Annotated in this window: 17 protein-coding genes; 10 read left to right on the forward strand and 7 right to left on the reverse strand. The window is 70.8% G+C overall.

Annotation, left to right across the window (positions count from 1 at the left end):
- Position 1: 1 nt before the first annotated feature.
- The 3 genes from ASF45_RS05735 to ASF45_RS05745 form a co-directional block, all read right to left on the reverse strand.
- Positions 2-1,135, reverse strand: a complete 1,134-nt coding sequence (locus ASF45_RS05735; RefSeq protein WP_056658339.1) for a 3-deoxy-7-phosphoheptulonate synthase — start codon at positions 1,133-1,135, stop codon at positions 2-4.
- Between the two features lie 52 nt (positions 1,136-1,187).
- The gene (locus tag ASF45_RS05740; protein WP_063887587.1) at positions 1,188-3,113 is read right to left on the reverse strand and encodes a Cache 3/Cache 2 fusion domain-containing protein; all 1,926 of its coding nucleotides are present in this window, start codon (positions 3,111-3,113) and stop codon (positions 1,188-1,190) included.
- Between the two features lie 107 nt (positions 3,114-3,220).
- Positions 3,221-4,246, reverse strand: coding sequence for a LacI family DNA-binding transcriptional regulator (locus ASF45_RS05745; protein ID WP_056658342.1), 1,026 nt, complete (start codon positions 4,244-4,246; stop codon positions 3,221-3,223).
- Between the two features lie 174 nt (positions 4,247-4,420).
- Here ASF45_RS05745 and ASF45_RS05750 point away from each other — a divergent pair, with 174 nt between their 5' ends.
- From ASF45_RS05750 to ASF45_RS05770, 5 genes are all read left to right on the forward strand, one after another.
- Positions 4,421-4,930 carry a gluconokinase gene (locus ASF45_RS05750; protein ID WP_056658345.1) on the forward strand — a complete coding sequence of 170 codons (510 nt, stop codon included), beginning with the start codon at positions 4,421-4,423 and terminating at the stop codon, positions 4,928-4,930.
- 47 nt (positions 4,931-4,977) lie between these two features.
- The gene (locus ASF45_RS05755) at positions 4,978-5,427 is read left to right on the forward strand and encodes a TRAP transporter small permease subunit (protein ID WP_369802102.1); all 450 of its coding nucleotides are present in this window, start codon (positions 4,978-4,980) and stop codon (positions 5,425-5,427) included.
- Entirely contained in the window at positions 5,424-6,716 is a 1,293-nt protein-coding gene (locus ASF45_RS05760; RefSeq protein ID WP_056658353.1) for a TRAP transporter large permease, read from the forward strand. Before ASF45_RS05755 ends, ASF45_RS05760 begins: the two co-directional genes overlap by 4 nt.
- A gap of 37 nt (positions 6,717-6,753) precedes the next feature.
- Positions 6,754-7,773, forward strand: a complete 1,020-nt coding sequence (locus ASF45_RS05765) for a TRAP transporter substrate-binding protein (protein ID WP_056658357.1) — start codon at positions 6,754-6,756, stop codon at positions 7,771-7,773.
- Positions 7,774-7,837: 64 nt separating this feature from the next.
- Positions 7,838-9,643 carry an alpha/beta hydrolase domain-containing protein gene (locus ASF45_RS05770; RefSeq protein ID WP_056658359.1) on the forward strand — a complete coding sequence of 602 codons (1,806 nt, stop codon included), beginning with the start codon at positions 7,838-7,840 and terminating at the stop codon, positions 9,641-9,643.
- A gap of 43 nt (positions 9,644-9,686) precedes the next feature.
- On the opposite strand, the gene argH is transcribed toward ASF45_RS05770, so the two are convergent.
- Positions 9,687-11,084: an argininosuccinate lyase gene (gene argH / locus ASF45_RS05775; protein WP_056658780.1), complete on the reverse strand. Its 1,398-nt coding sequence runs from the start codon at positions 11,082-11,084 to the stop codon at positions 9,687-9,689.
- A gap of 96 nt (positions 11,085-11,180) precedes the next feature.
- Between argH and ASF45_RS05780 the strand changes: the two genes are divergently transcribed.
- The 3 genes from ASF45_RS05780 (at position 11,181) to ASF45_RS05790 (ending at position 14,908) form a co-directional block, all read left to right on the forward strand.
- The gene (locus ASF45_RS05780; RefSeq protein ID WP_056658366.1) at positions 11,181-12,227 is read left to right on the forward strand and encodes a sensor histidine kinase; all 1,047 of its coding nucleotides are present in this window, start codon (positions 11,181-11,183) and stop codon (positions 12,225-12,227) included.
- Between the two features lie 25 nt (positions 12,228-12,252).
- Positions 12,253-12,993: a LytTR family DNA-binding domain-containing protein gene (locus ASF45_RS05785; protein ID WP_200932117.1), complete on the forward strand. Its 741-nt coding sequence runs from the start codon at positions 12,253-12,255 to the stop codon at positions 12,991-12,993.
- Positions 12,994-13,096: 103 nt separating this feature from the next.
- Positions 13,097-14,908 carry a methyl-accepting chemotaxis protein gene (locus ASF45_RS05790; RefSeq protein WP_056658372.1) on the forward strand — a complete coding sequence of 604 codons (1,812 nt, stop codon included), beginning with the start codon at positions 13,097-13,099 and terminating at the stop codon, positions 14,906-14,908.
- 19 nt (positions 14,909-14,927) lie between these two features.
- Here the strand turns inward: ASF45_RS05790 and recJ are convergent, their stop codons facing one another.
- Together recJ and ASF45_RS05800 are read right to left on the reverse strand one after the other, a co-directional pair.
- On the reverse strand, positions 14,928-16,646 hold the full coding sequence (gene recJ / locus ASF45_RS05795) for a single-stranded-DNA-specific exonuclease RecJ (protein WP_056658383.1): 1,719 nt from the start codon (positions 16,644-16,646) through the stop codon (positions 14,928-14,930).
- The gene (locus ASF45_RS05800; protein WP_162243963.1) at positions 16,643-17,599 is read right to left on the reverse strand and encodes a phosphoglycerate mutase; all 957 of its coding nucleotides are present in this window, start codon (positions 17,597-17,599) and stop codon (positions 16,643-16,645) included. Before ASF45_RS05800 ends, recJ begins: the two co-directional genes overlap by 4 nt.
- A gap of 60 nt (positions 17,600-17,659) precedes the next feature.
- Here ASF45_RS05800 and ASF45_RS05805 point away from each other — a divergent pair, with 60 nt between their 5' ends.
- Positions 17,660-18,916 carry a lipoprotein-releasing ABC transporter permease subunit gene (locus tag ASF45_RS05805; protein ID WP_056658399.1) on the forward strand — a complete coding sequence of 419 codons (1,257 nt, stop codon included), beginning with the start codon at positions 17,660-17,662 and terminating at the stop codon, positions 18,914-18,916.
- Positions 18,909-19,613 carry a lipoprotein-releasing ABC transporter ATP-binding protein LolD gene (lolD, locus tag ASF45_RS05810; protein WP_056658405.1) on the forward strand — a complete coding sequence of 235 codons (705 nt, stop codon included), beginning with the start codon at positions 18,909-18,911 and terminating at the stop codon, positions 19,611-19,613. Before ASF45_RS05805 ends, lolD begins: the two co-directional genes overlap by 8 nt.
- Here lolD and ASF45_RS05815 read toward each other — a convergent pair.
- Positions 19,610-20,335: a glutathione binding-like protein gene (locus ASF45_RS05815; protein WP_056658414.1), complete on the reverse strand. Its 726-nt coding sequence runs from the start codon at positions 20,333-20,335 to the stop codon at positions 19,610-19,612. The genes lolD and ASF45_RS05815 overlap by 4 nt on opposite strands.
- Positions 20,336-20,431: the final 96 nt, after the last annotated feature.

The raw sequence follows: 20,431 nt of genomic DNA on the forward strand, positions 1-20,431 counted from the left end.
GTTACATCTTCGCCGCGCCACCGGATCGCCGCTGCCGCACCGCCTCTGCCAGCTGCCGCAGCACCGGCTCCGTCTGCGCCCAGCCGATGCAGGCATCCGTGATCGACACGCCGTAGCGCAGCGGCTCGCCGGGCTTCAGGTCCTGCCGGCCTTCCTCCAGGTGGCTTTCGATCATGAGGCCGGTGATGCGGCGCTCGCCGGCCGCGATGCGGCGCGCCACGTCCTCGGCCACGACGATCTGGCGCGCGTGCTGCTTGGACGAGTTGGCGTGCGAGCAGTCCACCATGAGCTGCTCGCGCAGGCCGGCCTTCTTGAGCACGGCGCAGGCCGCGTCCACGTGCTCGGCCTCGTAGTTCGGGCCCTTGTTGCCGCCGCGCAGGATGGCATGGCAATCGGGATTGCCGCGCGTCTCGAAGATCGCGGCCTGGCCCATCTTGGTCATGCCCATGAAGGCGTGCGGCGCGCGTGCCGCGACCATGGCGTCGGCCGCGATCTGCACGCCGCCATCGGTGCCGTTCTTGAAGCCGATCGGGCAGCTTGAACCCGAGGCCAGCTGGCGGTGGCTCTGGCTCTCGGTGGTGCGTGCGCCGATGGCGCCCCAGGCGATCAGGTCGGCGATGTACTGCGGGCTCAGCAGGTCCAGGAACTCGTTGCCCGTGGGCAGGCCCAGGGCACCGACCTCCAGCAGCAGTTCACGCGCCTTGCGCAGGCCCTCGTTGATGCGAAAGCTCCCGTCCAGCCGCGGGTCGTTGATGTAGCCCTTCCAGCCGACCGTGGTGCGCGGTTTCTCGAAGTACACGCGCATGACCAGCAGCAGCTCCTTCTCGACCTTGGGCTGCAGCGCCTTCAGGTGCTGGGCATAGGCCATGGCCTGGCCGTGGTCGTGGATGGAGCAGGGGCCGGTGACCACGACGAGCCGGTCGTCGCGCCCGTGCAGGATGTCGGCGATGGCCAGCCGGCTTTGCTCGACCAGTGTCTGCACGGCCGGCGGCACGGGCAGCTCATCGAGCAGCAGTGCCGGCGAGATCAGCGGGCGCACGGCCGAGATGCGCACGTCGTCGATGCGCGTGGTGTCCTGCGTGCTGTCGCGCGCGCCGGCTTCCTGGTCGTGGGTGGGGTCGTCGATGCGTGTCATGGGGCAGGCCTGTGTGCGGGGTGGTCGATCAGGAGCACAGGCACGCCGCCACTCACAGCCTGAAGTTGGCGACCTGCTGGACCAGGCGCTCGGCCTGGTCGCGCAGGCTCTCGGCCGCGGCGGTACTCTGCTCCACGAGGGCCGCATTTTGCTGCGTGTTCTGGTCGAGTTGCGCCACGGCGCTGTTGATCTGCCGCACGCCCTCGGCCTGCTCGCGCGCCGCGGTGGCGATGTCGCCGATCAGGCCGGACACGCGCCCCACGCTGCCCAGGATCTCGCCCATCGCCTGGCCGGCCTGTTCGGCCCGGGTTGCTCCGTCCTCCACCTGTTCGCGGCTGCGCGTGATCAAGACCTTGATCTGCTTGGCCGCGTCGGCGCTGCGCTGCGCCAGCTGGCGCACTTCGCTGGCCACGACGGCGAAGCCACGGCCTTGCTCGCCAGCGCGCGCCGCCTCGACCGCGGCGTTGAGCGCCAGGATGTTGGTCTGGAACGCGATCGAGTCGATGGTGTTGGTGATGTCGCCGATGGCGCCGCTGGCCTCGCGGATCTGCGCCATCGTCCCGACGACCTGCTGCACCGTGGCGTGGCCCTGCTGCACGGCCTGGTTGGAGGACTGCACGAGCTGGCTGCCCTGGGCCGCGGCGTCGGCGCTCTGGTGCATCGAGGCCGTGAGTTGTTCCAGCGCGCCGGCGGTCTCCTGCAGCTGGCTGGCGGACTGCTCGGTGCGCTGGGCCAGATCGCGGCTGCCCGAGCTGACCTCGGCGCTGGCCGTACCCACGCCCTCGCTGACGGCGCGCACCTCGGTGATGGTGCGGGCCAGCTGCTGGCGCATGGTGTCCACGCCGCTGGCCAGCAGACCCAGGTCGTCGCGCCGCACGCTGGCCATGGGCTGCGAGAGGTCGCCGTCCGCGATGGCCGCCACCTGTGCGTTGAGCTGTAGCAGCGGCTGGCCGACCATGCGGCGCAGCAGCAGCGTGATGCCCAGGCCCATCAACACCACGGCCGCCAGCATCAGGCCCCAGAGCCAGGCCAGCGTGGCGTTGTGCGCGGCGAGGGCCTGCGCGCGCGAGGCCTCGGCCACCACCCACCAGCCGGTGGCCTGGCTGCGCGCGCTGACGGCGATGGGATCGGTGCGCGCCGGGTCCTGCACGGCCGCCTGTCCCTGCAGCACGCCACCTGGCGCCGCGGCCAGGGCCGTGAGCAGGGCTTCGGCCTGCGGCGGTGGCAGCAGTTCGGCCAGCTTGCGGCCCTTGGCGCTCGGATGCGCCAGCAGCAGGGCTTCGGCCGGCGTGCGCCCGGGGTCCAGCAGGTACAGGCCACCGCCGCCCAGGAAGCGCTTGTCCTCGGTGAGCGACACCAGTTCCTGGCGCAGGCCCTGCATGTTGAAACCGATGAACAGGATGCCCACCACCTGGCCGGTGGCATCGCGCACGGGCTGGTAGCGCGACATGTAGGGCACGCCGAACAGCACAGCCATGCCCACGTAGCTTTCGCCGGCCACCATGCGGGCGTAGGCCGGGTGCTGCAGGCCCAGCCGCGTATCGATGGCGCGCGTGCCGTCCTGCTTGGTCAGTGAGGTGGCCACGCGCAGGAAGTCGTCGCCCTGGCGCGCGAAGACGGTGGCCACGCCGCCGGTGGTGCGGGCGAAACGATCGACCCGTTCGAAGTCGCCGGCCAGCGGCTTGCCGTCCAGCATCAGCTGGCCTGGCCCCTGCAGCGTGAAGTTGCCGCGGTACTCGTTGCCCAGCACCTCGTACAGCTTCTGCGCCGAATCGCGTGCGGTGCGGTCCAGCGCATCGGCGATGTGGGCCACGGCACCGGCCTCGCTGGCCATGTAGTCCAGCGTGCGCTGGTAGGCCTGCTGGGTCAGCACCCAGGACAGCACGCCGCAGATCGCGATCAGCATGGCCGCGATGGCACTGCTGGCCAGCAGGGAGACACGGCGCGCAATCGTGGTGCGGGAAGATGTCGTCGACATGGCTGCCCCCTTGGTTGTGGCCCCGCGCGGGGCCACCCAGTGTAGGAGCCTTGCTGGCCAGCCGCGGCGCAAACCCGTACGGCGAGCAGGTGCTCGGCCGAACGGCCTCAGGTGCTGGCGCGCACCACCAGCTCGAAGCCCAGGTCCACGGTGTGGCTGGGCGGGCGGCCGCCCTGCATCAGCGTCAGCAGCATGCCGGCACCGGCGTTGCCGATCTCCGCGCGCGGCGTGCGCACAGAGCTCAGCGGCGGCAGCATCTGCTCGTTGCCGGTCAGGTCGTTGAAGCCGGCGATGGCCACCTTTCTGGGTACCGCGACGCGCAGCCGCATGGCGGCCAGCAGTGCGCCCTGGGCCAGGTCGTCGTTGCAGAAGAAGACCGCGTCCACGGCAGGCCGGTGCGCGGCGATCTGCTCGAACAGCAAGGCTCCCAGTGCCAGCGAGGAGGGCGCGGGGTTGCGCCACTCCAGCACCGGGTCGTACAGGCCGGCCTGCGTGAGCGCCGCGCGCCAGCCCGACAGGCGCTGCAGCGTGCGCGCATCGAGCTGCGCCGCCGCGAACGCGATGCGCCGCCGCCCGCTGTCGAGCAGGTGGCGGGTCATCGCCGCGGCGGCATCGGCCTGGCCAAAGCCCACGCTGTAGACCTCGGGCTCGGTCGACAGCTCCATGAGGTGCACGCAGGGCACGCCGCTGTGGGCGATCAGCGCGCGTGTGGCCGGCGTGCGCTCCAGGCCCGTCACCATCAGGCCGGCGGGGCGGTGCAGCAGGTGCTCGCGCAGCAGCTGCTCCTCTTCGTTGGCGTCGTAGTGGGTGATGCCGATCAGCGTCTGGTAGCCGGCCGGGCGCAGCCGCCGCTGGATCGCCTCGACCATGTCCACGAACAAGGCGTTGGACAGCATGGGGATCAGCACCGCCACATGGGTGCTGCGCCGCGAGGCCAACGCGCGGGCCGCGGGGTCGGGCACATAGCCCAGCTTGAGGGCCGCGGCGCGCACGCGCTCGACCAGCTCGGGCGCCACCGCGCGCTCGCCGCGCAGCGCGCGCGACACGGTGATCGGGCTCACGCCCGCCGCATGGGCGACATCGTCCAGGGTCACCCGACCTGTGGAGCGCGCGCGCGGAACGGAACTGGCCATGGGCCGCGGAGCATACGCGAAGGCCGACCCTCGGGTTATCCCGGAGCTGGTGCCGGACCGATTTTCGATAGGATAGCGCTGTCCAAAGACGTGGATAGGCTCTTGTCGCATTTGTGACAAATCAGACTGCGCCCATGTCTTTATTTTTTGATTTGATGGGATAGCGCTATCCAAATGGTTGACGGCTTGGTGGTGATGGGGGTGGCCGGTTGCGGCAAATCCAGCCTGGGGGCGCTGGTCGCGCAATCCGAGCGGGCGGTGTTGATCGAGGGCGACAGCTTCCACAGCGAAGCCAGCCGCCACAAGATGAGCCAGGGCATCGCGCTGACCGATGCCGACCGCCAGGGCTGGCTGGCCACGCTGGGCGAGCAACTGGCGGCCCATGCCCACGGCGGCGTGGTGCTGACCTGCTCGGCGCTGCGGCGGGCCTACCGCGAGCGGCTGCGCCAGGCCTTGCCCGGCCTGCGCTTCGCCTACCTGGACATCGCGCGCGACGAAGCGCTGGCCCGCGTGCAGGCGCGCGCGGCCACGCACTTTTTCTCCTCCTCGCTGGTGGACAGCCAGTTCGCCACCCTGGAGGTGCCGACCGGCGAGCCCGGCGTGCTGCGCCTGGATGCCACCGCGCCGCTCGCACAACTTCAACAAGAGATCCACGCATGGCTGAGCCAACCCCTGAAGCGCTGACCGCCGACGCTCCCGCGAACGGCATCGAGCGCCTGTTCTACCGCGTGATGGCGGCCTGCCTGGGCGTGATGGCGCTGGCAGTGTTCCTGAACGTGGTGCTGCGCTACGGCTTCGGCGGCGGCGTGGCCGCCAGCGAGGAGCTGTCGCGCCTGCTGTTCATCTGGGTGGTGTTCATCGGCGCCACGCTCGCCTACCGCAGCGGCGAGCACATGGCCTTCACGGGCCTGGTGGGCCTGCTGCGCACGCGGCCGGCGGCCTTCCGTGCCGCCACCATCGTGATCCGCCTGCTGGTGCTGCTGGCCTGCGTGCTGCTCGCACGCGGCGCCTGGCAGCAGGTGCTGGTGGGGCTGGGCAGCCATTCCGTCGTGCTCGGCTATCCCACGGCCCTGCAGCCGCTGCCGGCGCTGCTGTGCGCGGTGGCCATCGGCGCGATGGCCTGCATGGAACTGCTGCGCGGCACGCCGCTGCAGCTGGGCCACGGCGCGGAGGTCGAATGAGCCCGGAAGCACTCGCCTTCGTGGTCTTCACCGTCGGCATGCTGGTGCTGATGGGCATCGGCATGAACATGGGCCTGGCCCTGGTGCTGACCGGCGCCGGCATGGCTTGGGCGCTGGACTTCTGGGACACCCAGCTGCTGGCGCAGAACCTGGTGGCCGGCGTCGACAGCTTCCCGCTGCTGGCCGTGCCCTTCTTCATCCTGGCCGGCGAGCTCATGAACGCCGGCGGCATCAGCCGGCGCATCATCGACATGGCGCAGGCCTGGGTCGGCCACATCCGCGGCGGGCTGGGCTTCGTGGCCATCGGCGCGGCCGTGCTGATGGCCAGCATGAGCGGCTCGGCGCTGGCCGACACGGCGGCGCTGGCCACCATCCTGCTGCCGATGATGCGCAGGCAGGGCTACCCGATGCCGACCTCGGCGGGCCTGATCGCCTCGGGCGGCATCATCGCCCCCATCATCCCGCCGTCGATGCCGCTGATCATCTACGGCGTCACGACCAACACCTCGATCTCCTCGCTGTTCCTGGCGGGCATCGTGCCGGGCCTCATCATGGGCCTGGGCCTGATCGTTGCGTGGAAGCTCACGATGCGCAAGCTGGACCTGCCCGCGGGCCAGGCCCTGCCCCTGCGCGAACGCCTGCGTGCCACGGGCCGCGCGTTCTGGGCGCTGCTGATGCCGATCATCATCATCGGCGGCATGAAGACCGGCGTGTTCACGCCGACCGAGGCCGCCGTGGTGGCCGCGTTCTACGCGCTGTTCGTCGCGCTCGTGGTGCACCGCGAGATGCGCCTGCGCCAGATCGAGGGCGTGCTGGTGCGCGCCGCCAAGACCACCGCCATCGTCATGTTCCTGTGTGCCGGCGCCCAGGTGGCCAGCTACATGATCACGCTGGCCGACCTGCCCGGCGTGCTGGGCAACTGGCTCGGCCCGCTGGTGGAGCACCCGCGCACGCTGATGCTCGTGATGATGCTGGTGCTGATCCTGATCGGCACGGCGCTGGATCTCACGCCCACCATCCTGATCCTGGCGCCCGTGATGCTGCCCATCGCCGTGAAGGCCGGCATCGACCCGGTGTACTTCGGCCTCATGTTCGTGCTGAACGGCACCATCGGCCTGATCACGCCGCCGGTGGGCACCGTGCTCAACGTGGTGGCCGGTGTGGGACGCATGTCGCTCGTCGACGTGATCCGCGGCGTCAACCCCTTCCTCCTCACGTACACGCTGATCCTGTTCACGTTCGTGCTGTTCCCCCAGCTTGTCATCGCGCCCATCGCGTGGTTCCGCTGACCGGCTTTTCCCGTTCATCCATCCAAGGAGACTCCCCATGAAGTTCGTGCGTCGCACGCTGGTATTGGCGGCCGCCGCCGCAGCCGTGGCCGTTGGCGGCATCGCCTCGGCCCAGGACATCAAGCCGCGCATCATCCGCTTCGGCTACGGCCTGAACGAAGACAGCAACCAGGGCCGCGCCGCCAAGGTGTTCGCCCAGGCCGTCGAGAAGGCCTCTGGCGGCAAGATGCGCGTGCGCGCCATCGGCGCCGCCGCGCTCGGCCCGGACACGCAGATGCAGCAGGCGCTGGTCGGCGGCGCACAGGAGATGATGGTCGGCTCCACCGCCACGCTGGTTGGCATCACCAAGGAAATGGCGTTGTGGGACACGCCCTTCCTGTTCAACAACACCAGGGAGGCCGACGCCGTGCTGGACGGCCCGATCGGCCAGAAGGTGATGGACCAGCTGCAGGCCAAGGGCCTGGTCGGCCTGGCCTACTGGGAGAACGGCTTTCGCAACCTGACCAACAGCACGCGCCCGGTCGCCAAGCTCGAAGACCTCAGCGGCATCAAGCTGCGCGTGATGCAGAACAACGTCTACCTGGACAGCTTCAAGCAACTCGGCGCCAACGCCGTGCCGCTGCCGTTCTCCGAACTCTTCAGCGCGCTCGAGACCAAGACCGTCGACGGCCAGGAGAACCCCTACAACACCATCCTGTCCAGCAAGTTCTACGAGGTGCAGAAGTACCTCAGCGTGACCAACCACGTCTACAGCCCCTGGATCATGCTGGTCAGCAAGAAGTGGTGGGACCAACTGTCCAAGGACGAGCGGAAGGTACTGCGCGACGCCGCCATCGCCAGCCGCGACGCCGAGCGCATCGACACGCGCAGCGAGGGCGCCCGGGCCTTGTCCGACCTCAAGGCCAAGGGCATGCAAATCAACGAGCTGCCGGCCAGCGAGGCCGCGCGCATGCGCGACAAGCTGACGCAGGTCAATGCCGGCATCGCCACCACGGTGGGCATGGACCTGTGGAACGAAACCCAGGCGGCGCTGGTTGCCCTGCGCGCCAAGAAGTAGGGCGCTGAGCGCCGGCCGGACAGAGCGTTGCGGCGCGTTTGCCGCGGTGGAAGAGGAGACAACGATGCAGAACGAACGATTCCCTGGAACCCATGCAACGCGCCGCCACGGCGCCCTGGCGGTACTGGCCGCCGCCGCGCTGATGGCCGCTTGCGGCGGGGGTGGCGACGGCGATGCGAATGCCGGCACGCCGCCGGTCGATGCCTACCCGCTGGTCGCCACGCCGACCGTGACCGGCCCGGTCGCGAGCGAAGGCTTCCTGAGCGCGACCAGGAACTACACCTTCTACGCGACCGACGTCGCGCTGGCCAGCCGTGGCTATGTCGAGCAGGAGTTCTTCCTGGAAGGCAAGGCCAAGGTCTACAACGAACCGGCGGTCGACTACGCCGCCACCACGCTGCCGGCCTTCAGCGGCGATGCCGCGGTCGTGGCCGAGGGCGTGCCCTACAAGACCCGCATCGTCGTGCGGCGCCCGACCGACCCGGCCAAGTTCAACGGCACCGTGGTCGTCGAGTGGTTCAACGTCACCGACAACTTCGACGGTGAGTACTTCTGGGTGCAGGCCAAGGACGAACTGCTGCGCGCCGGCTATGCCTACATCGGCGTCAGTGCGCAGAACAACGGCATCGCCAACCCGAACCTGGGCCTCAAGTGGTTCAGCCCCACGCGCTACGGCAGCCTGGACGTCACGGCCGGCGGCAGCGTCACGCAGGACAAGCTGTCCTACGACATCTACTCGCAGACTGCCAAGGCCGCGCGCGCCGTGCCCGCGGTGCTCGACGGCCTGCCGGTCAAGAACGTCATCGCCGCCGGCATGTCGCAGTCGGGCTGGCGCATGGGGCCGTATGCCAACTACATCCACACGCGCGCGCCGATCTACGACGCCATCCTCGTGCAGGTGGCCACGCCGGTGCTGCGCGACGACCTCAAGACACCGGTGATCAAGGTGCTCAGCGAGTCCGAGGCCACGGGTGGCCGGCTCGCTGCGAGCCAGCCCGACACCGCCACGCGCAAGACCTACTGGGTGGCCGGCTCCTCGCACGGCGACGTGGTGCAGCGCATGGGCCGCACGGGGGTGCGCCTGCGCGACCTGGGCCCGCAGAACACCGGCAACGATGCCTGCCTCGGCGGCACGGTGGCCACGCGCACGCGCACACCGCTGGGCCATGTGGTGGGCGCGGCCGTGCACCACCTCAAGCAGCAGGTGGAAACCGGCGCGACGCCGCCCTCGGCCCCGGCCCTGACACTGGCGGCCGATGGCCAGAGCATCGCGCGCGACGCCAACGGCAACGCGCTGGGCGGGGTGCGGCTGGCGCACATGGAGGTGCCGACCGCGCGCGCCGACGGCGTGCAGTGCGGCAACGTGGGCGCCTGGGTGCCGTTCGACACGGCCCAGCTGGCCACGCTGTACCCCTCGCAGGCAGACTACGTGGCCAAGGTCACGGCCGCGGTGGGCGCATCCGTGGCGGCCGGTTTCGTGCGTGCCGAGGACGGCGCCAGGACCATCGCCGAAGCCCAGACCTCGGTGATCGGCCGCGGCCTGCAATGCGGACTGCTGTGCCAGGCGGCCGGCCACTTTCGTGCCGACTTCTCGTCCACCGGCCTGCTGCGCGAGAACACCGCCTACTACGCCATCCGGGACGGTGAGCGCATCCAGCAGGCCATCGACGCGGCCCACTACTGGATGGCTTCGGGCTATTCCAGCAGCGGCAGCGCGGCGCGCTACCACTTCAATTTCGCGATCGCGTCGCTGCAGCAATACATCGAACTGGTGCGGGCAGCCCAGGCCGAGGGCCGCGTGACGGCCACGGCGGGCGAACTGCTGGTGTCGCAGGCCAACACCATCGTGCGGGCTGCCGAGGCCCTGTGAGTGGGCCGGGCGGGCCGCTGCGTCGGCGGCCCGTCCTTGCCGGTCAGCCCAGCCGTGCGCGGTGCCGCGCGATCTGGGCCTTGACCTGGCTGGGTGCCGTGCCGCCCAGCGTGCTGCGGGCCTCCAGCGAACCGCGCAGGCTCATCACGTCGAACACGTCCTTCTCGATGGCCGGGTGAAAGCCCTGCAGTACCGTGAGCGGCAGCTCTGACAGGTCGCAGGCGTGCGACTGCGCGGCCTTCACCGCGTGCGCCACGGTCTCGTGCGCGTCGCGGAAGGGCAGGCCCTTCTTGACCAGGTAGTCGGCCAGGTCGGTGGCCGTGGCATAGCCGCGCGCGGCGGCCTGTTCCATGGCCGCGGGCACCACGGTGATGCCGCCCACCATCTCGGCGAAGATGCGCAGCGTGTCCTTCAAGGTGTCCACCGTGTCGAACAGCGGCTCCTTGTCTTCCTGGTTGTCCTTGTTGTAGGCCAGTGGCTGGCCTTTCATGAGCGTGATCAGGCCCATCAGGTGGCCGACCACGCGGCCGGTCTTGCCGCGCGCCAGTTCCGGCACGTCCGGGTTCTTCTTCTGCGGCATGATGGAACTGCCGGTCGTGAAGCGGTCGGCGATCCGGATGAAGCCGAAGTTCTGGCTCATCCACAGGATCAGTTCCTCGCTGAAGCGGCTGATGTGCACCATGGCCAGGCTGGCCGCGGCGGCGAACTCGATCGCGAAGTCGCGGTCGCTCACGGCGTCCAGGCTGTTCTGGCAGACACCCTCCATGCCCAGCGTCTTCGCCACGCGCTCGCGGTCCAGCGGGTAGCTGGTGCCGGCCAGCGCGGCCGCGCCCAGCGGCAGGCGATTGGTGCGGCGGCGCACGTCGGCCATGCGCTCGGCATCGCGCGCGAACATCTCCACGTAGGCCAGCATGTGGTGGCCGAAGCTCACGGGCTGGGCCACCTGCAGGTGGGTGAAGCCGGGCAGGATCACATCCACGTTCTGCTCGGCGATGCCGACCAGGGCCTTCTGCAGGTCTGTCAGCAGGCCGGCGATCAGGTCGATCTCGCCGCGCAGCCACAGGCGCACGTCGGTGGCGACCTGGTCGTTGCGGCTGCGGCCCGTGTGCAGGCGCTTGCCGGCGTCGCCGACCAGTTGCGTGAGGCGGGCCTCGATGTTCAGGTGCACGTCTTCCAGGTCGAGCTTCCAATCGAACTGGCCGGCCTCGATCTCGGCCGTGATCTGCGCCATGCCCTTCTGGATGGACGCCAGGTCGGCATCGGAGATCACCTTCTGCGCGGCCAGCATCTCGGCATGCGCCAGGCTGCCGGCGATGTCGGCCTGCCACAGGCGCTTGTCGAAGAAGACGCTGGAGGTGTAGCGCTTGACCAGGTCGCTCATGGGCTCGGAGAACAGCGCGGACCAGGCCTGGGACTTCTGGTCGAGTTGGTTGTGGGACATGGAATGCCGTTGGCTGGAGAAGAAGGGCGCGGGCGCCGGTGCGGCGTCGGGTGCGGGGTGGTGCACCATAATCGGACGCACCCCCGCAGCCTGCGCATGAAGCCGCAAATTTTATCGACCTTCCAGGACCCGACCGCGCCGACGCCACGCCGCCGCGCGCGCGGGCGCGCAAACGCGGTTCTGGTGTTCGATGCGTGCCAGCCTGGTGTGGTGCTGCGCGCCGTGCTGTTCGTGGAGACCGTGATGGCCGTGGGCGCCATGTTCGGCAGCAACAACCTGTTGCAGTGGGCCGAGCGCCTGGCCTTGCTGACGGCCGGCGCCATGCCGGCCGCGCTGCTCTGGCTGCTGGTGGCCTGCAGCCTCAAGCACCGGCTGGGCCGGCTCGGCCGGCAGGCGCACTACCCGGTGGGCGTGGTGCTGGGCGCACTGGCCGGGCTGGTGGCCTGCGCCGTGCTCACCGGCCTGGGCGTGACCGGCGATCCGCCCTGGCTGGCCAGCGCGGTGACGGGGCTGCTGCTGTCGGTGCTGCTCGTGATCGGCCTGGGCCTGCGCGCGCGGGCACGCACGCCGGCCGCCACGGCGGCGCGGCTGGCGGAACTGCAGGCCCGCATCCGGCCCCACTTCCTGTTCAACACGCTCAACAGCGCCATCGCCCTGGTGCGCGAGGAGCCGGCCAAGGCCGAGGCGCTGCTGGAAGACCTCTCGGACCTGTTCCACCACGTGCTGAAGGACCCGGGCGAGTCGGTCACGCTGGGCGAGGAGATCGCGCTGGCCGAGCGCTACCTGGCCATCGAGCAGGTGCGGTTCGGCAGCCGGCTGCGCGTGCAGTGGTCGCTGGATCCCGCGGCCGACCAGGTGCGGCTGCCGCCGCTGCTGCTGCAGCCGCTGGTGGAGAACGCCGTCAAGCACGGCGTGGAGCCCAGCGACAGGGGCGCGGACATCCGCATCGCCAGCGAGCGGCGCGGCGACACCGTGCGCATCACGGTGGTCAACACGGTGCCGGCCGGGCAGGGCGCCAGCGGCCACGGCGTGGCGCTGGACAATGTGCGCACCCGGCTCGGGCTGCTGCACGACGTGCGCGGCAGCTTCCGGGCCGGACTGCGCTACGGCGTCTTCCGTGTGCGCATCGAGGTGCCGGCATGAACAACAACGAGGAACGGAGCAAGCCATGGCCTTGCGTGTGTTGATCGTCGACGACGAACCCCTGGCGCGCACCCGGCTGCGCACGCTGCTGGGTGACTGCCATGCGCCCGCGGCGATGGTCTGCGGCGAGGCAGGCAACGCCAGCGAGGCCATGGTGCTGCTGCAGCGCGAGCGCTTCGACCTGGCGCTGCTGGACATCCACATGCCGGGCAGCGACGGCCTGGTGCTGGCCAACACGTTGCGCGCGCTGCCGGCGCCGCCGGCCGTGGTGTTCGTGACGGCCTATGCCCAGCATGCGCTGCAGGCCTTCGACGTGGAGGCCATCGACTACCTGACCAAGCCCGTGCGCCTGCAGCGGCTGCAGCATGCGCTGCAGAAGGTCGAGCGCCTGCGCGGCCTGGCCGGGCAGCCGGCGGAGGCGGATGCCGAGGCCTTCATCCTGATCCAGGATCGCGGCCGCACCGAACGCGTGCCGCTGGCCCAGATCCTGTACCTCAAGGCCGAACTCAAGTACGTGACGGTGCGCACCTTGGCGCGCAGCTACATCCTGGACGGCGCCCTGAACGAACTGGAGACGCGCCACCGCCTGCACTTCGTGCGCGTGCACCGCAACGCCCTGGTGGCACGCAAGGCGCTGCGGGCGCTCGAAAAACACCACGACCCGGAGGAGGGCGAGGGCTGGGCGGTGCGGCTGCACGGCCTGGACGAACCGCTGGCCGTCTCGCGCCGGCAGCTGGCTGCCGTGCGCGAGGTGCTGGCCGGCTGATCCAGCGCGATGGAAGGTGCTGTTTCGCGCGTTCCTTCCCCCTAAACTGCGTGTGGATTAGCGCGTAGGCCGCGCCAATTGAGTGCGGACGAGGGAAGACGACATGAAGTGGAACGACATCGGAGTGGGGCGCCGGCTGTGGCTGGTGGTGCTGGGACTGCTGGTCGCCATGCTGGCGATCGCGGCCTGGGCCCAGATCAATTCAGCCAACGTGATGGACAGCGCCCTGCGCTCGGTGATGGCCTACGAAGGCCGGATCTCCGACGCCATCCGCTGGCGCGGCATGACGGAGACCGCCACGACCATGGTCGAAGGCAACGCGTTGACCGCCGATCCGGCGATCGCCAAGCTCTACGACGGCCGGGTGAAGGCCTTGATTGCGCAGATCTCGACGGTGCAGGAGCGCATCACCAAGGCGTCCACCACCGAGGAGAGCAAGGCCGCGCTGCAGGCGATTGCCGACCAGCGCACGCGTGTGCTGGCCTTGACCGCCCGCGTCGCCGAGGTGCGCAACAGCGGCGCCGATGTGCAGGCCTTCGTCGAACGCGACTTCCGTCCGGCCATCGACCTGTACCTCAAGGCGCTGGAGAACTTCGTGACCGTGCAGGAAGGGCTGCGCGACCAGGCCCGCGCGGCGGCCGAGGATGCGCGCCGCACGGGTTCGTTCACGGGCCTGGCCGCCATCGTCCTGGTGTTCCTGGTCGGCATCGGCCTGACCGTGGCGCTGGTGCGTTCCATCGTGCGGCCGCTGGAGCGCGCGCTGCAAGCGGCCGACGCCATCGCCGGCGGCGACCTCACGCAGCGCCTGGACGATGCGCGCCGCGATGAGTTCGGCCGGCTGCTGCGGGCGCTCTCTTCCATGACCGAGCGGCTGCGCGGCCTGGTCGGCGAGGTGCGCAGCGGCGTGGAGTCGGTGTCCACCGCCTCGACGGAGATCGCCAGCGGCAACCACGATTTGTCGGCACGCACCGAACAGACCGCCTCCAACCTGCAGCAGACGGCAGCCAGCATGGAGGAGTTGACCAGCACCGTCACGCAGTCGGCCGACACCGCACGCCAGGCCAACCAGCTGGCCAGCACGGCGGCCCAGGCCGCCATCCAGGGTGGCGAGGTCGTGGGCCAGGTGGTGCGCAGCATGCAGGACATCAGCGAGGCCTCGCGCAAGATCGCCGACATCATCGGCACCATCGATGCGATCGCCTTCCAGACCAACATCCTGGCCCTGAACGCGGCGGTGGAAGCCGCGCGTGCCGGCGAGCAGGGCCGGGGCTTCGCGGTCGTGGCCTCCGAGGTGCGCGCGCTGGCCGGGCGCTCGGCCGAGGCGGCCAAGGAAATCAAGGCGCTGATCAACGCCTCGGTGCAGACCGTGGAGACCGGCTCGGCCCAGGTCGAGCATGCCGGCTCGTCGATGCAGGAGATCGTGGCCAGCGTGCGCCGCGTGAGCGACCTGATCGGCGAGATCAGCGCCTCGTCCACCGAGCAGCGCGACGGCATCGCGCAGGTCAACCAGGCGGTCACACAGCTGGACCAGATGACGCAGCAGAACGCGGCCCTGGTGGAAGAGTCGGCCGCCGCGGCGTCCGGCCTCAAGGAGCAGGCACAGCGGCTGTCCGAGGTGGTGGCCGTGTTCAACGTCGGCAGCGGTGCGGTGCCGGCGCTGGCGCCGCGCGCGGCCGTGGTGGCCGCGCCCGCGGCACCCATCCCCGCCAAGCGGCCAGCGCCGGCGGTGGCGGCGCCCGCCGCCAAGCGCCTGGGGGCGGCCGCGCCTGCAGCGCCCAAGCTTGCGCCCAAGGCCGTGTCCAAGCCACCCGCCCGGCCGGTGGCGCCCAAGACACTGGCCGCCTCCGTACGCACGGCGCCGGCCGCCAAGCCCAAGCCCGGGCCCGCCGAAGAAGGCGAGTGGGAGAGCTTCTGAGGTCGACGGCCGGCCGACCTCAGCCGGCCATGCCTTCCACCAGGAAGCGCACGCGCCGCTGACCCTGCCACTCGTCGGCGTCGAGCCGGAAAGCCAGCACGGCGCGGTTGGGCAGGGGCTCCACGCGGCCGAACCAGATGCCGTCCACGGGCTGGCCCTGGTGCCGCAGCTTGAGCGCCAGGTGGCGCTCGCCGACCAGGCGCTGCGAGACGATCTCCACCTCTTCGCTGAAGGTCGGCGCGGCAAAGCCCTGGCCCCAGACCTCGCGGTGCAGCGTGTCGACCATGTCGGCGCGACGGTACTCGGGTGCCAGCGGGCCGTCGGTGTCGAGCCGGCGCGTCAGCGCGGCCTCGTCCAGCCACTCGCGCGCGATGGCGCGCAGCCCGGCCTCGAATTCGGGCCAGCGCTCGGCCGCCACCGTGCAGCCGGCCGCCATGGCGTGGCCGCCGAAGCGCAGCAGCACGCCGGGGTGGCGCTTGGCCAGCAGGTCCAGCGCATCGCGCAGGTGGAAGCCCGGGATCGAGCGGCCCGAGCCCTTGATCTCGCCCTCGTGGCCGGGGGCGCGCGAGGCGGCGAAGACGAAGCAGGGCCGGTGCAGCCGGTCCTTCAGGCGCGAGGCCACGATGCCGACCACGCCCTCGTGGAAAGCCGGGTCGTAGACGCTGATGGCCGGCGGCGGTTCCTCGCCGTCGCCGAAGAGCGATTCGGCGACGAGCTCGGCTTGCTCGCGCATGTCGGTCTCGATGCTGCGGCGCTCGCGGTTGATCGCGTCCAGCGTGCGGGCGAGTTCGCCCGCGCGGCCGGCGTCGTCGGTCAGCAGGCATTCGATGCCCAGCGTCATGTCGGCCAGCCGGCCGGCGGCGTTGATGCGCGGGCCCAGCGCGAAGCCGAAGTCGAAGCCCGTGGCCTGGCTGCTCTTGCGGCCTGCCGCGTCGAACAGCGCAGCCACGCCGGCCGGCATCTGGCCGGCGCGGATGCGGCGCAGGCCCTGGGCCACGAGGCGGCGGTTGTTGGCGTCCAGCTTGACCACATCGGCCACCGTGCCGAGCGCGACCAGCGGCAACAGCGCATCGAGCTTGGGCTGGGGGCGGTCGGCGAAGGCCCCGCGCGCGCGCAGTTCGGCGCGCAGCGCCAGCAGCACGTAGAACATCACGCCGACCCCGGCCATGCACTTGCTCGTGAAGCCGCAGGCGGGCTGGTTCGGGTTGACGATCACATCGGCCGCGGGCAGCGCGGGCGCGGGCAGGTGGTGGTCGGTCACGAGCACCGCAAGTCCGAGCGCGCGGGCATGGGCCACGCCCTCGATGCTGGCGATGCCGTTGTCCACCGTGACCAGCAGGTCGGCGCCGCGCGCGTGCACACGCTCGGCGATGGGGGCGGTCAGGCCGTAGCCATCGACCACGCGGTCGGGCACCAGGTAGTCCACCTGGCGCGCGCCCAGCAGGCGGAGCCCGCGCACGGCCACGGCGCAGGCGGTGGCGCCGTCGCAGTCGTAGTCGGCCACGATGCAGATGCGCGCGTCGCGCGCGATCGCGTCGGCCAGCAGCCGCGCCGCGGCGTCGGCGCCGAGCAGGCCTTGGGGGCCGGTCGGCGGCAGCAGTTTGGCCAGGCCATCGTCGAGTTCGTCGAAGGCCTGCACGCCGCGCGCGGCGAACAGCCGTGCCAGCAGCGGGTGCACGCCGGCCTGTTCGAGTGCCCAGGCCGCGCGTGGCGGCACATCGCGGGCGCGGATCTTCACAGGCCCTCCAGCAGCTGGACCGGCTGCGGCTTGCGCCAGCTGGCGAGCCAGCGCGCCAGCGCGCCGCGGGGCTGGCCGTCGAAACGGCGGCTGCCCTGCGGGCCGCAGAGCGTCAGCGCGACGGGCTCGCCAGCGCGCAGGCGCTGCAGCAGCGCCGCGCAGTGCGTCTGGTCGATCTGCTGCCAGGTGGCGGACCAGCTGGCCCAGTCGCCCTGGCGCGCAGTGCTGCGCAGCGCGTCCACGACCTGCACGGCGGACGGGCGGGGTGGCGTGGCCGGCCAGCTGCCGCAGCCGCTGATCCACAGCGCGTTGACGGTCACCTGGCGCCGGGCCTCGCGCGCGTCGTTGACGGGGTGGGTGTAGAGCAGCATCTGCATCTCGTTCTGCAGGCGGCGCAGCAGCGGGCTGGCGGGCAGCCAGGCGTTGAGGTTGTCCTCGTCCAGCACGCGCTCGGGCGACGCCGTGGCCAGGCCGGCGAACGGCGCGCCATGGGCGAGCCAGCGGCCGTCCTGCCAGCGCTCGACCACGATGCCGTCCTCTGCCAGGTAGGGCGCCATGCTGGCCATCAGGGCCTCGGCCTCGTCGGCGGGCAACGCCAGCGTGGCCGGATCGGTCAGGCGCACCTGGTTCATGCCGACCTCGAGGTGGCAGGGCGTGAGGAAGGCCCAGTCCTGCGTGGGCGGCAGGCCGGCGGCCATGGCCGCGGCGGCGGCCCAGGGCAGGCGGCCGTCGTCGCCGGCCAGGCCCGCAGCCCGGGCCAGCGCGCGTTCGGCGGGCGTGTCCAGCGCTTCGTCGGGCAGGCGCTCCAGCGGGGCGGGGGTCAGTCCGGCCAGCAGGGCGGACAGGGAACGCAATGGCAATGCCGCCAGCGCGCTGCGGCAGGCGGGCGCATCGCAGGCGGCGTCGAGGATCAGCAGGTGGGCCGGGTTGTCCGGAGGCATGGGCAGAGACATCGGGGGGATTGTCCGGGATGCCACAATCCCCGATTTTTGCGGAGCCCAGGCCCGCGCGCGATGCACCTTCCCTACGAACTGGCCGTCGGCTGGCGCTACACCCGCGCCGGCCGCGCGACGCGCCGCAACGGCTTCATCTCCTTCATCTCTGGCGTTTCCATGCTGGGCATCGCGCTCGGCGTGGCGGCGCTCATCATCGTGCTGTCGGTCATGAACGGCTTCCAGAAGGAAGTGCGCGACCGCATGCTGGGCGTGGTCTCGCACATCGAGATCTACGCGCCGCAAGGCCAGGCCATCCCCGATCCGGCCAAGACCATGGAGGAGGCCAAACGCAACCCCGCGGTCATCGGTGCCGCCCCCTTCATCGCCAGCCAGGCGCTGATCGCGCGCGGCGAGGACATGAAGGGCGCGCTGGTGCGCGGCATCGACCCGGCCACCGAGAGCCAGGTCACCGACGTGGCGGGCGGTGCAGGCGCCGAAGCCATCGCGCGGCTGGTGCCGGGGCAGTTCGGCATCGTGCTGGGCACGGACCTGGCGCGCAGCCTGGGCGTGCGCGAGGGCGACCCGGTCACGCTGGTCGCGCCCTCGGGCCAGGTCACGCCGGCCGGCGTGGTGCCGCGGCTCAAGCAGATGACGGTGGTGGGCCTGTTCAGCTCCGGCCACTACGAGTACGACTCGGCGCTGGCCATGGTGCACATCGAGGACGCGGCCCGGCTGTTCCGGCTGGAGGGGCCGAGCGGCGTGCGGCTCAAGCTGCGCGACCTGCACCAGGCGCGCGAGGTGGCCTTCGAGCTGGCCCGCAGCCTCTCCGGCGACCTGCTGATCCGCGACTGGACGCGCCAGAACCAGACCTGGTTCGCCGCCGTCCAGCTCGAAAAACGCATGATGTTCATCATCCTCACGCTGATCGTGGCGGTGGCCGCGTTCAACCTGGTCAGCACGCTGGTGATGACCGTGACCGACAAGCGCGCCGACATCGCCATCCTGCGCACGCTGGGCGCCAGCCCGCGCAGCATCATGACCATCTTCATGGTGCAGGGCGCCATGGTCGGCGTGATCGGCACCCTGGCCGGCCTCGCGCTGGGTCTGGGCGTGGCCTACAACATCGACGTGATCGTGCCGGCGCTGGAAAAGCTGTTCCACGCGAGTTTCCTGCCGCGTGAGGTGTATTTGATCAACCGCATGCCCAGTGACCCGCAGCAGGCCGACATCCTGCCGATCGCCGTCATCTCCCTGATTTTGGCTTTCCTGGCCACCATTTACCCCAGCTGGCGGGCCAGCCGCGTGAACCCCGCCGAGGCGCTGCGCTATGAGTGATGCGATCAAATCTGCCGCCGCCGGCCAGCCCGTGTTGCAGGCCCAGGGCCTGTCCAAGCGCTTCCATGAGGGCCGCATCGACCTCACGGTGCTGCAGGGCGTGGACCTCGCGGTGCACGCCGGCGAGACCGTGGCCATCGTCGGCGCCTCGGGCTCGGGCAAGAGCACGCTGCTGCATCTGCTGGGTGGGCTGGACGCGCCGACCACGGGCCGCGTGCAGCTGGCCGGCCAGGACCTGGCCACGCTGAGCCCGGCCGCCCAGGGTGAACTGCGCAACCGCGAGCTGGGCTTCGTCTACCAGTTCCACCACCTGCTGCCCGAGTTCAGCGCACAGGACAACGTGGCCATGCCGCTGTGGATCCGGCGCCAGTCGCGCGAGGCGGCTGCCCAGGCCGCGGCAGCCATCCTGGCCGAGGTCGGCCTGGCCGAGCGCATGGCGCACCGGCCGGCCGAGCTGTCGGGCGGCGAGCGCCAGCGCGTGGCGATCGCGCGGGCCCTGGTCGGCGCGCCGCGCTGCGTGCTGGCCGACGAACCCACGGGCAACCTGGACCGCGGCACGGCCGAGGCCGTGTTCGGCATGATGCTGCGGCTGGCGCGCGAGCACGGCACGGCCTTCATCGTGGTCACGCACGACGAATCGCTGGCCGCGCGCTGCGGCCGGCTGCTGCGGCTCAACCGCGGGGTGCTGGGCGGCTAGTCGCCCCAGCGCTGGCGCGCCACGCCCTGCGCGCCGGAACCGCTGCCGAACAATGCCTCGCGGGCGGCTTCGCTGAGCACCGGCGCACGCAGCTCGCGGCCCAGGGCCAGTCCGCGCTGCACGCCCGGGCGCGCCAGCACCGTTTCGTACCAGCGGCCGATGTGGGCGAATGCCGACAGGTCGATGCGCTGGGCGTTGTGCATGCGGATCCAGGGCAGGATGGCGATGTCGGCGATGGAGAACTCCGCCCCGGCCACGTGGGCGCCGGTCTGGCCCAGCTGCTGGTCCAGCACGCCGTACAGGCGGCGCAGCTCGTTGCCGTAGCGCGTGATCGCATAGGGAACCTTCTCGCTCGCGTACTGCAGGAAGTGGCTGTTCTGGCCGGTCATGGGGCCGAGACCGCCGACTTGCCACATCAGCCACTGCAGCACCTGCAGCCGCCCCACGGTGTCCACCGGCAAAAAGCGGCCGGTCTTGCCGGCCAGGTAGACCAGGATGGCGCCGGCCTCGCCGACCTGCATGGGCGGGCCACCGTCCAGCGGCGCCGGATCGATGATGGCCGGCATCTTGTGGTGCGGATTGATCAAGGCCACGAACTCGGGCGTGAACTGTTCGCCGCGGCCGATGTTCACCGGCACCATGCGGTAGGGCAGGCCGCACTCCTCCAACATGATGGAGCATGTCCATCCGTTGGGCGTGGGCCAGTAGTGCAACTCGATCATGGAACCTTCACCAATGTGTACGACAGGACATCCCGGCGTGGGCCCCGCATGACGGATACGAGTATTCCATGTTTGGTTCCGCCCCCCGTAGGACGG

This window comes from Pseudorhodoferax sp. Leaf265 (assembly GCF_001422365.1).
In the GTDB taxonomy this organism is placed as follows: Bacteria; Pseudomonadota; Gammaproteobacteria; order Burkholderiales; family Burkholderiaceae_C; genus Pseudorhodoferax.

Bases quoted from the DNA above. Each gene is read 5' to 3' on its own strand.
- ASF45_RS05740 (WP_063887587.1), bottom strand. From the start codon at position 3,113: ATGTCGACGACATCTTCCCGCACCACGATTGCGCGCCGTGTCTCCCTG.
- ASF45_RS05750 (WP_056658345.1), top strand. From the start codon at position 4,421: ATGGTTGACGGCTTGGTGGTGATGGGGGTGGCCGGTTGCGGCAAATCC.
- ASF45_RS05805 (WP_056658399.1), top strand. From the start codon at position 17,660: ATGCACCTTCCCTACGAACTGGCCGTCGGCTGGCGCTACACCCGCGCC.
- ASF45_RS05745 (WP_056658342.1), bottom strand. From the start codon at position 4,246: ATGGCCAGTTCCGTTCCGCGCGCGCGCTCCACAGGTCGGGTGACCCTG.
- ASF45_RS05770 (WP_056658359.1), top strand. From the start codon at position 7,838: ATGCAGAACGAACGATTCCCTGGAACCCATGCAACGCGCCGCCACGGC.
- ASF45_RS05765 (WP_056658357.1), top strand. From the start codon at position 6,754: ATGAAGTTCGTGCGTCGCACGCTGGTATTGGCGGCCGCCGCCGCAGCC.
- ASF45_RS05760 (WP_056658353.1), top strand. From the start codon at position 5,424: ATGAGCCCGGAAGCACTCGCCTTCGTGGTCTTCACCGTCGGCATGCTG.
- ASF45_RS05815 (WP_056658414.1), bottom strand. From the start codon at position 20,335: ATGATCGAGTTGCACTACTGGCCCACGCCCAACGGATGGACATGCTCC.
- argH (WP_056658780.1), bottom strand. From the start codon at position 11,084: ATGTCCCACAACCAACTCGACCAGAAGTCCCAGGCCTGGTCCGCGCTG.
- ASF45_RS05780 (WP_056658366.1), top strand. From the start codon at position 11,181: ATGAAGCCGCAAATTTTATCGACCTTCCAGGACCCGACCGCGCCGACG.
- ASF45_RS05755 (WP_369802102.1), top strand. From the start codon at position 4,978: ATGGCGGCCTGCCTGGGCGTGATGGCGCTGGCAGTGTTCCTGAACGTG.
- ASF45_RS05790 (WP_056658372.1), top strand. From the start codon at position 13,097: ATGAAGTGGAACGACATCGGAGTGGGGCGCCGGCTGTGGCTGGTGGTG.
- ASF45_RS05735 (WP_056658339.1), bottom strand. From the start codon at position 1,135: ATGACACGCATCGACGACCCCACCCACGACCAGGAAGCCGGCGCGCGC.
- ASF45_RS05800 (WP_162243963.1), bottom strand. From the start codon at position 17,599: ATGTCTCTGCCCATGCCTCCGGACAACCCGGCCCACCTGCTGATCCTC.
- lolD (WP_056658405.1), top strand. From the start codon at position 18,909: ATGAGTGATGCGATCAAATCTGCCGCCGCCGGCCAGCCCGTGTTGCAG.
- ASF45_RS05785 (WP_200932117.1), top strand. From the start codon at position 12,253: ATGGCCTTGCGTGTGTTGATCGTCGACGACGAACCCCTGGCGCGCACC.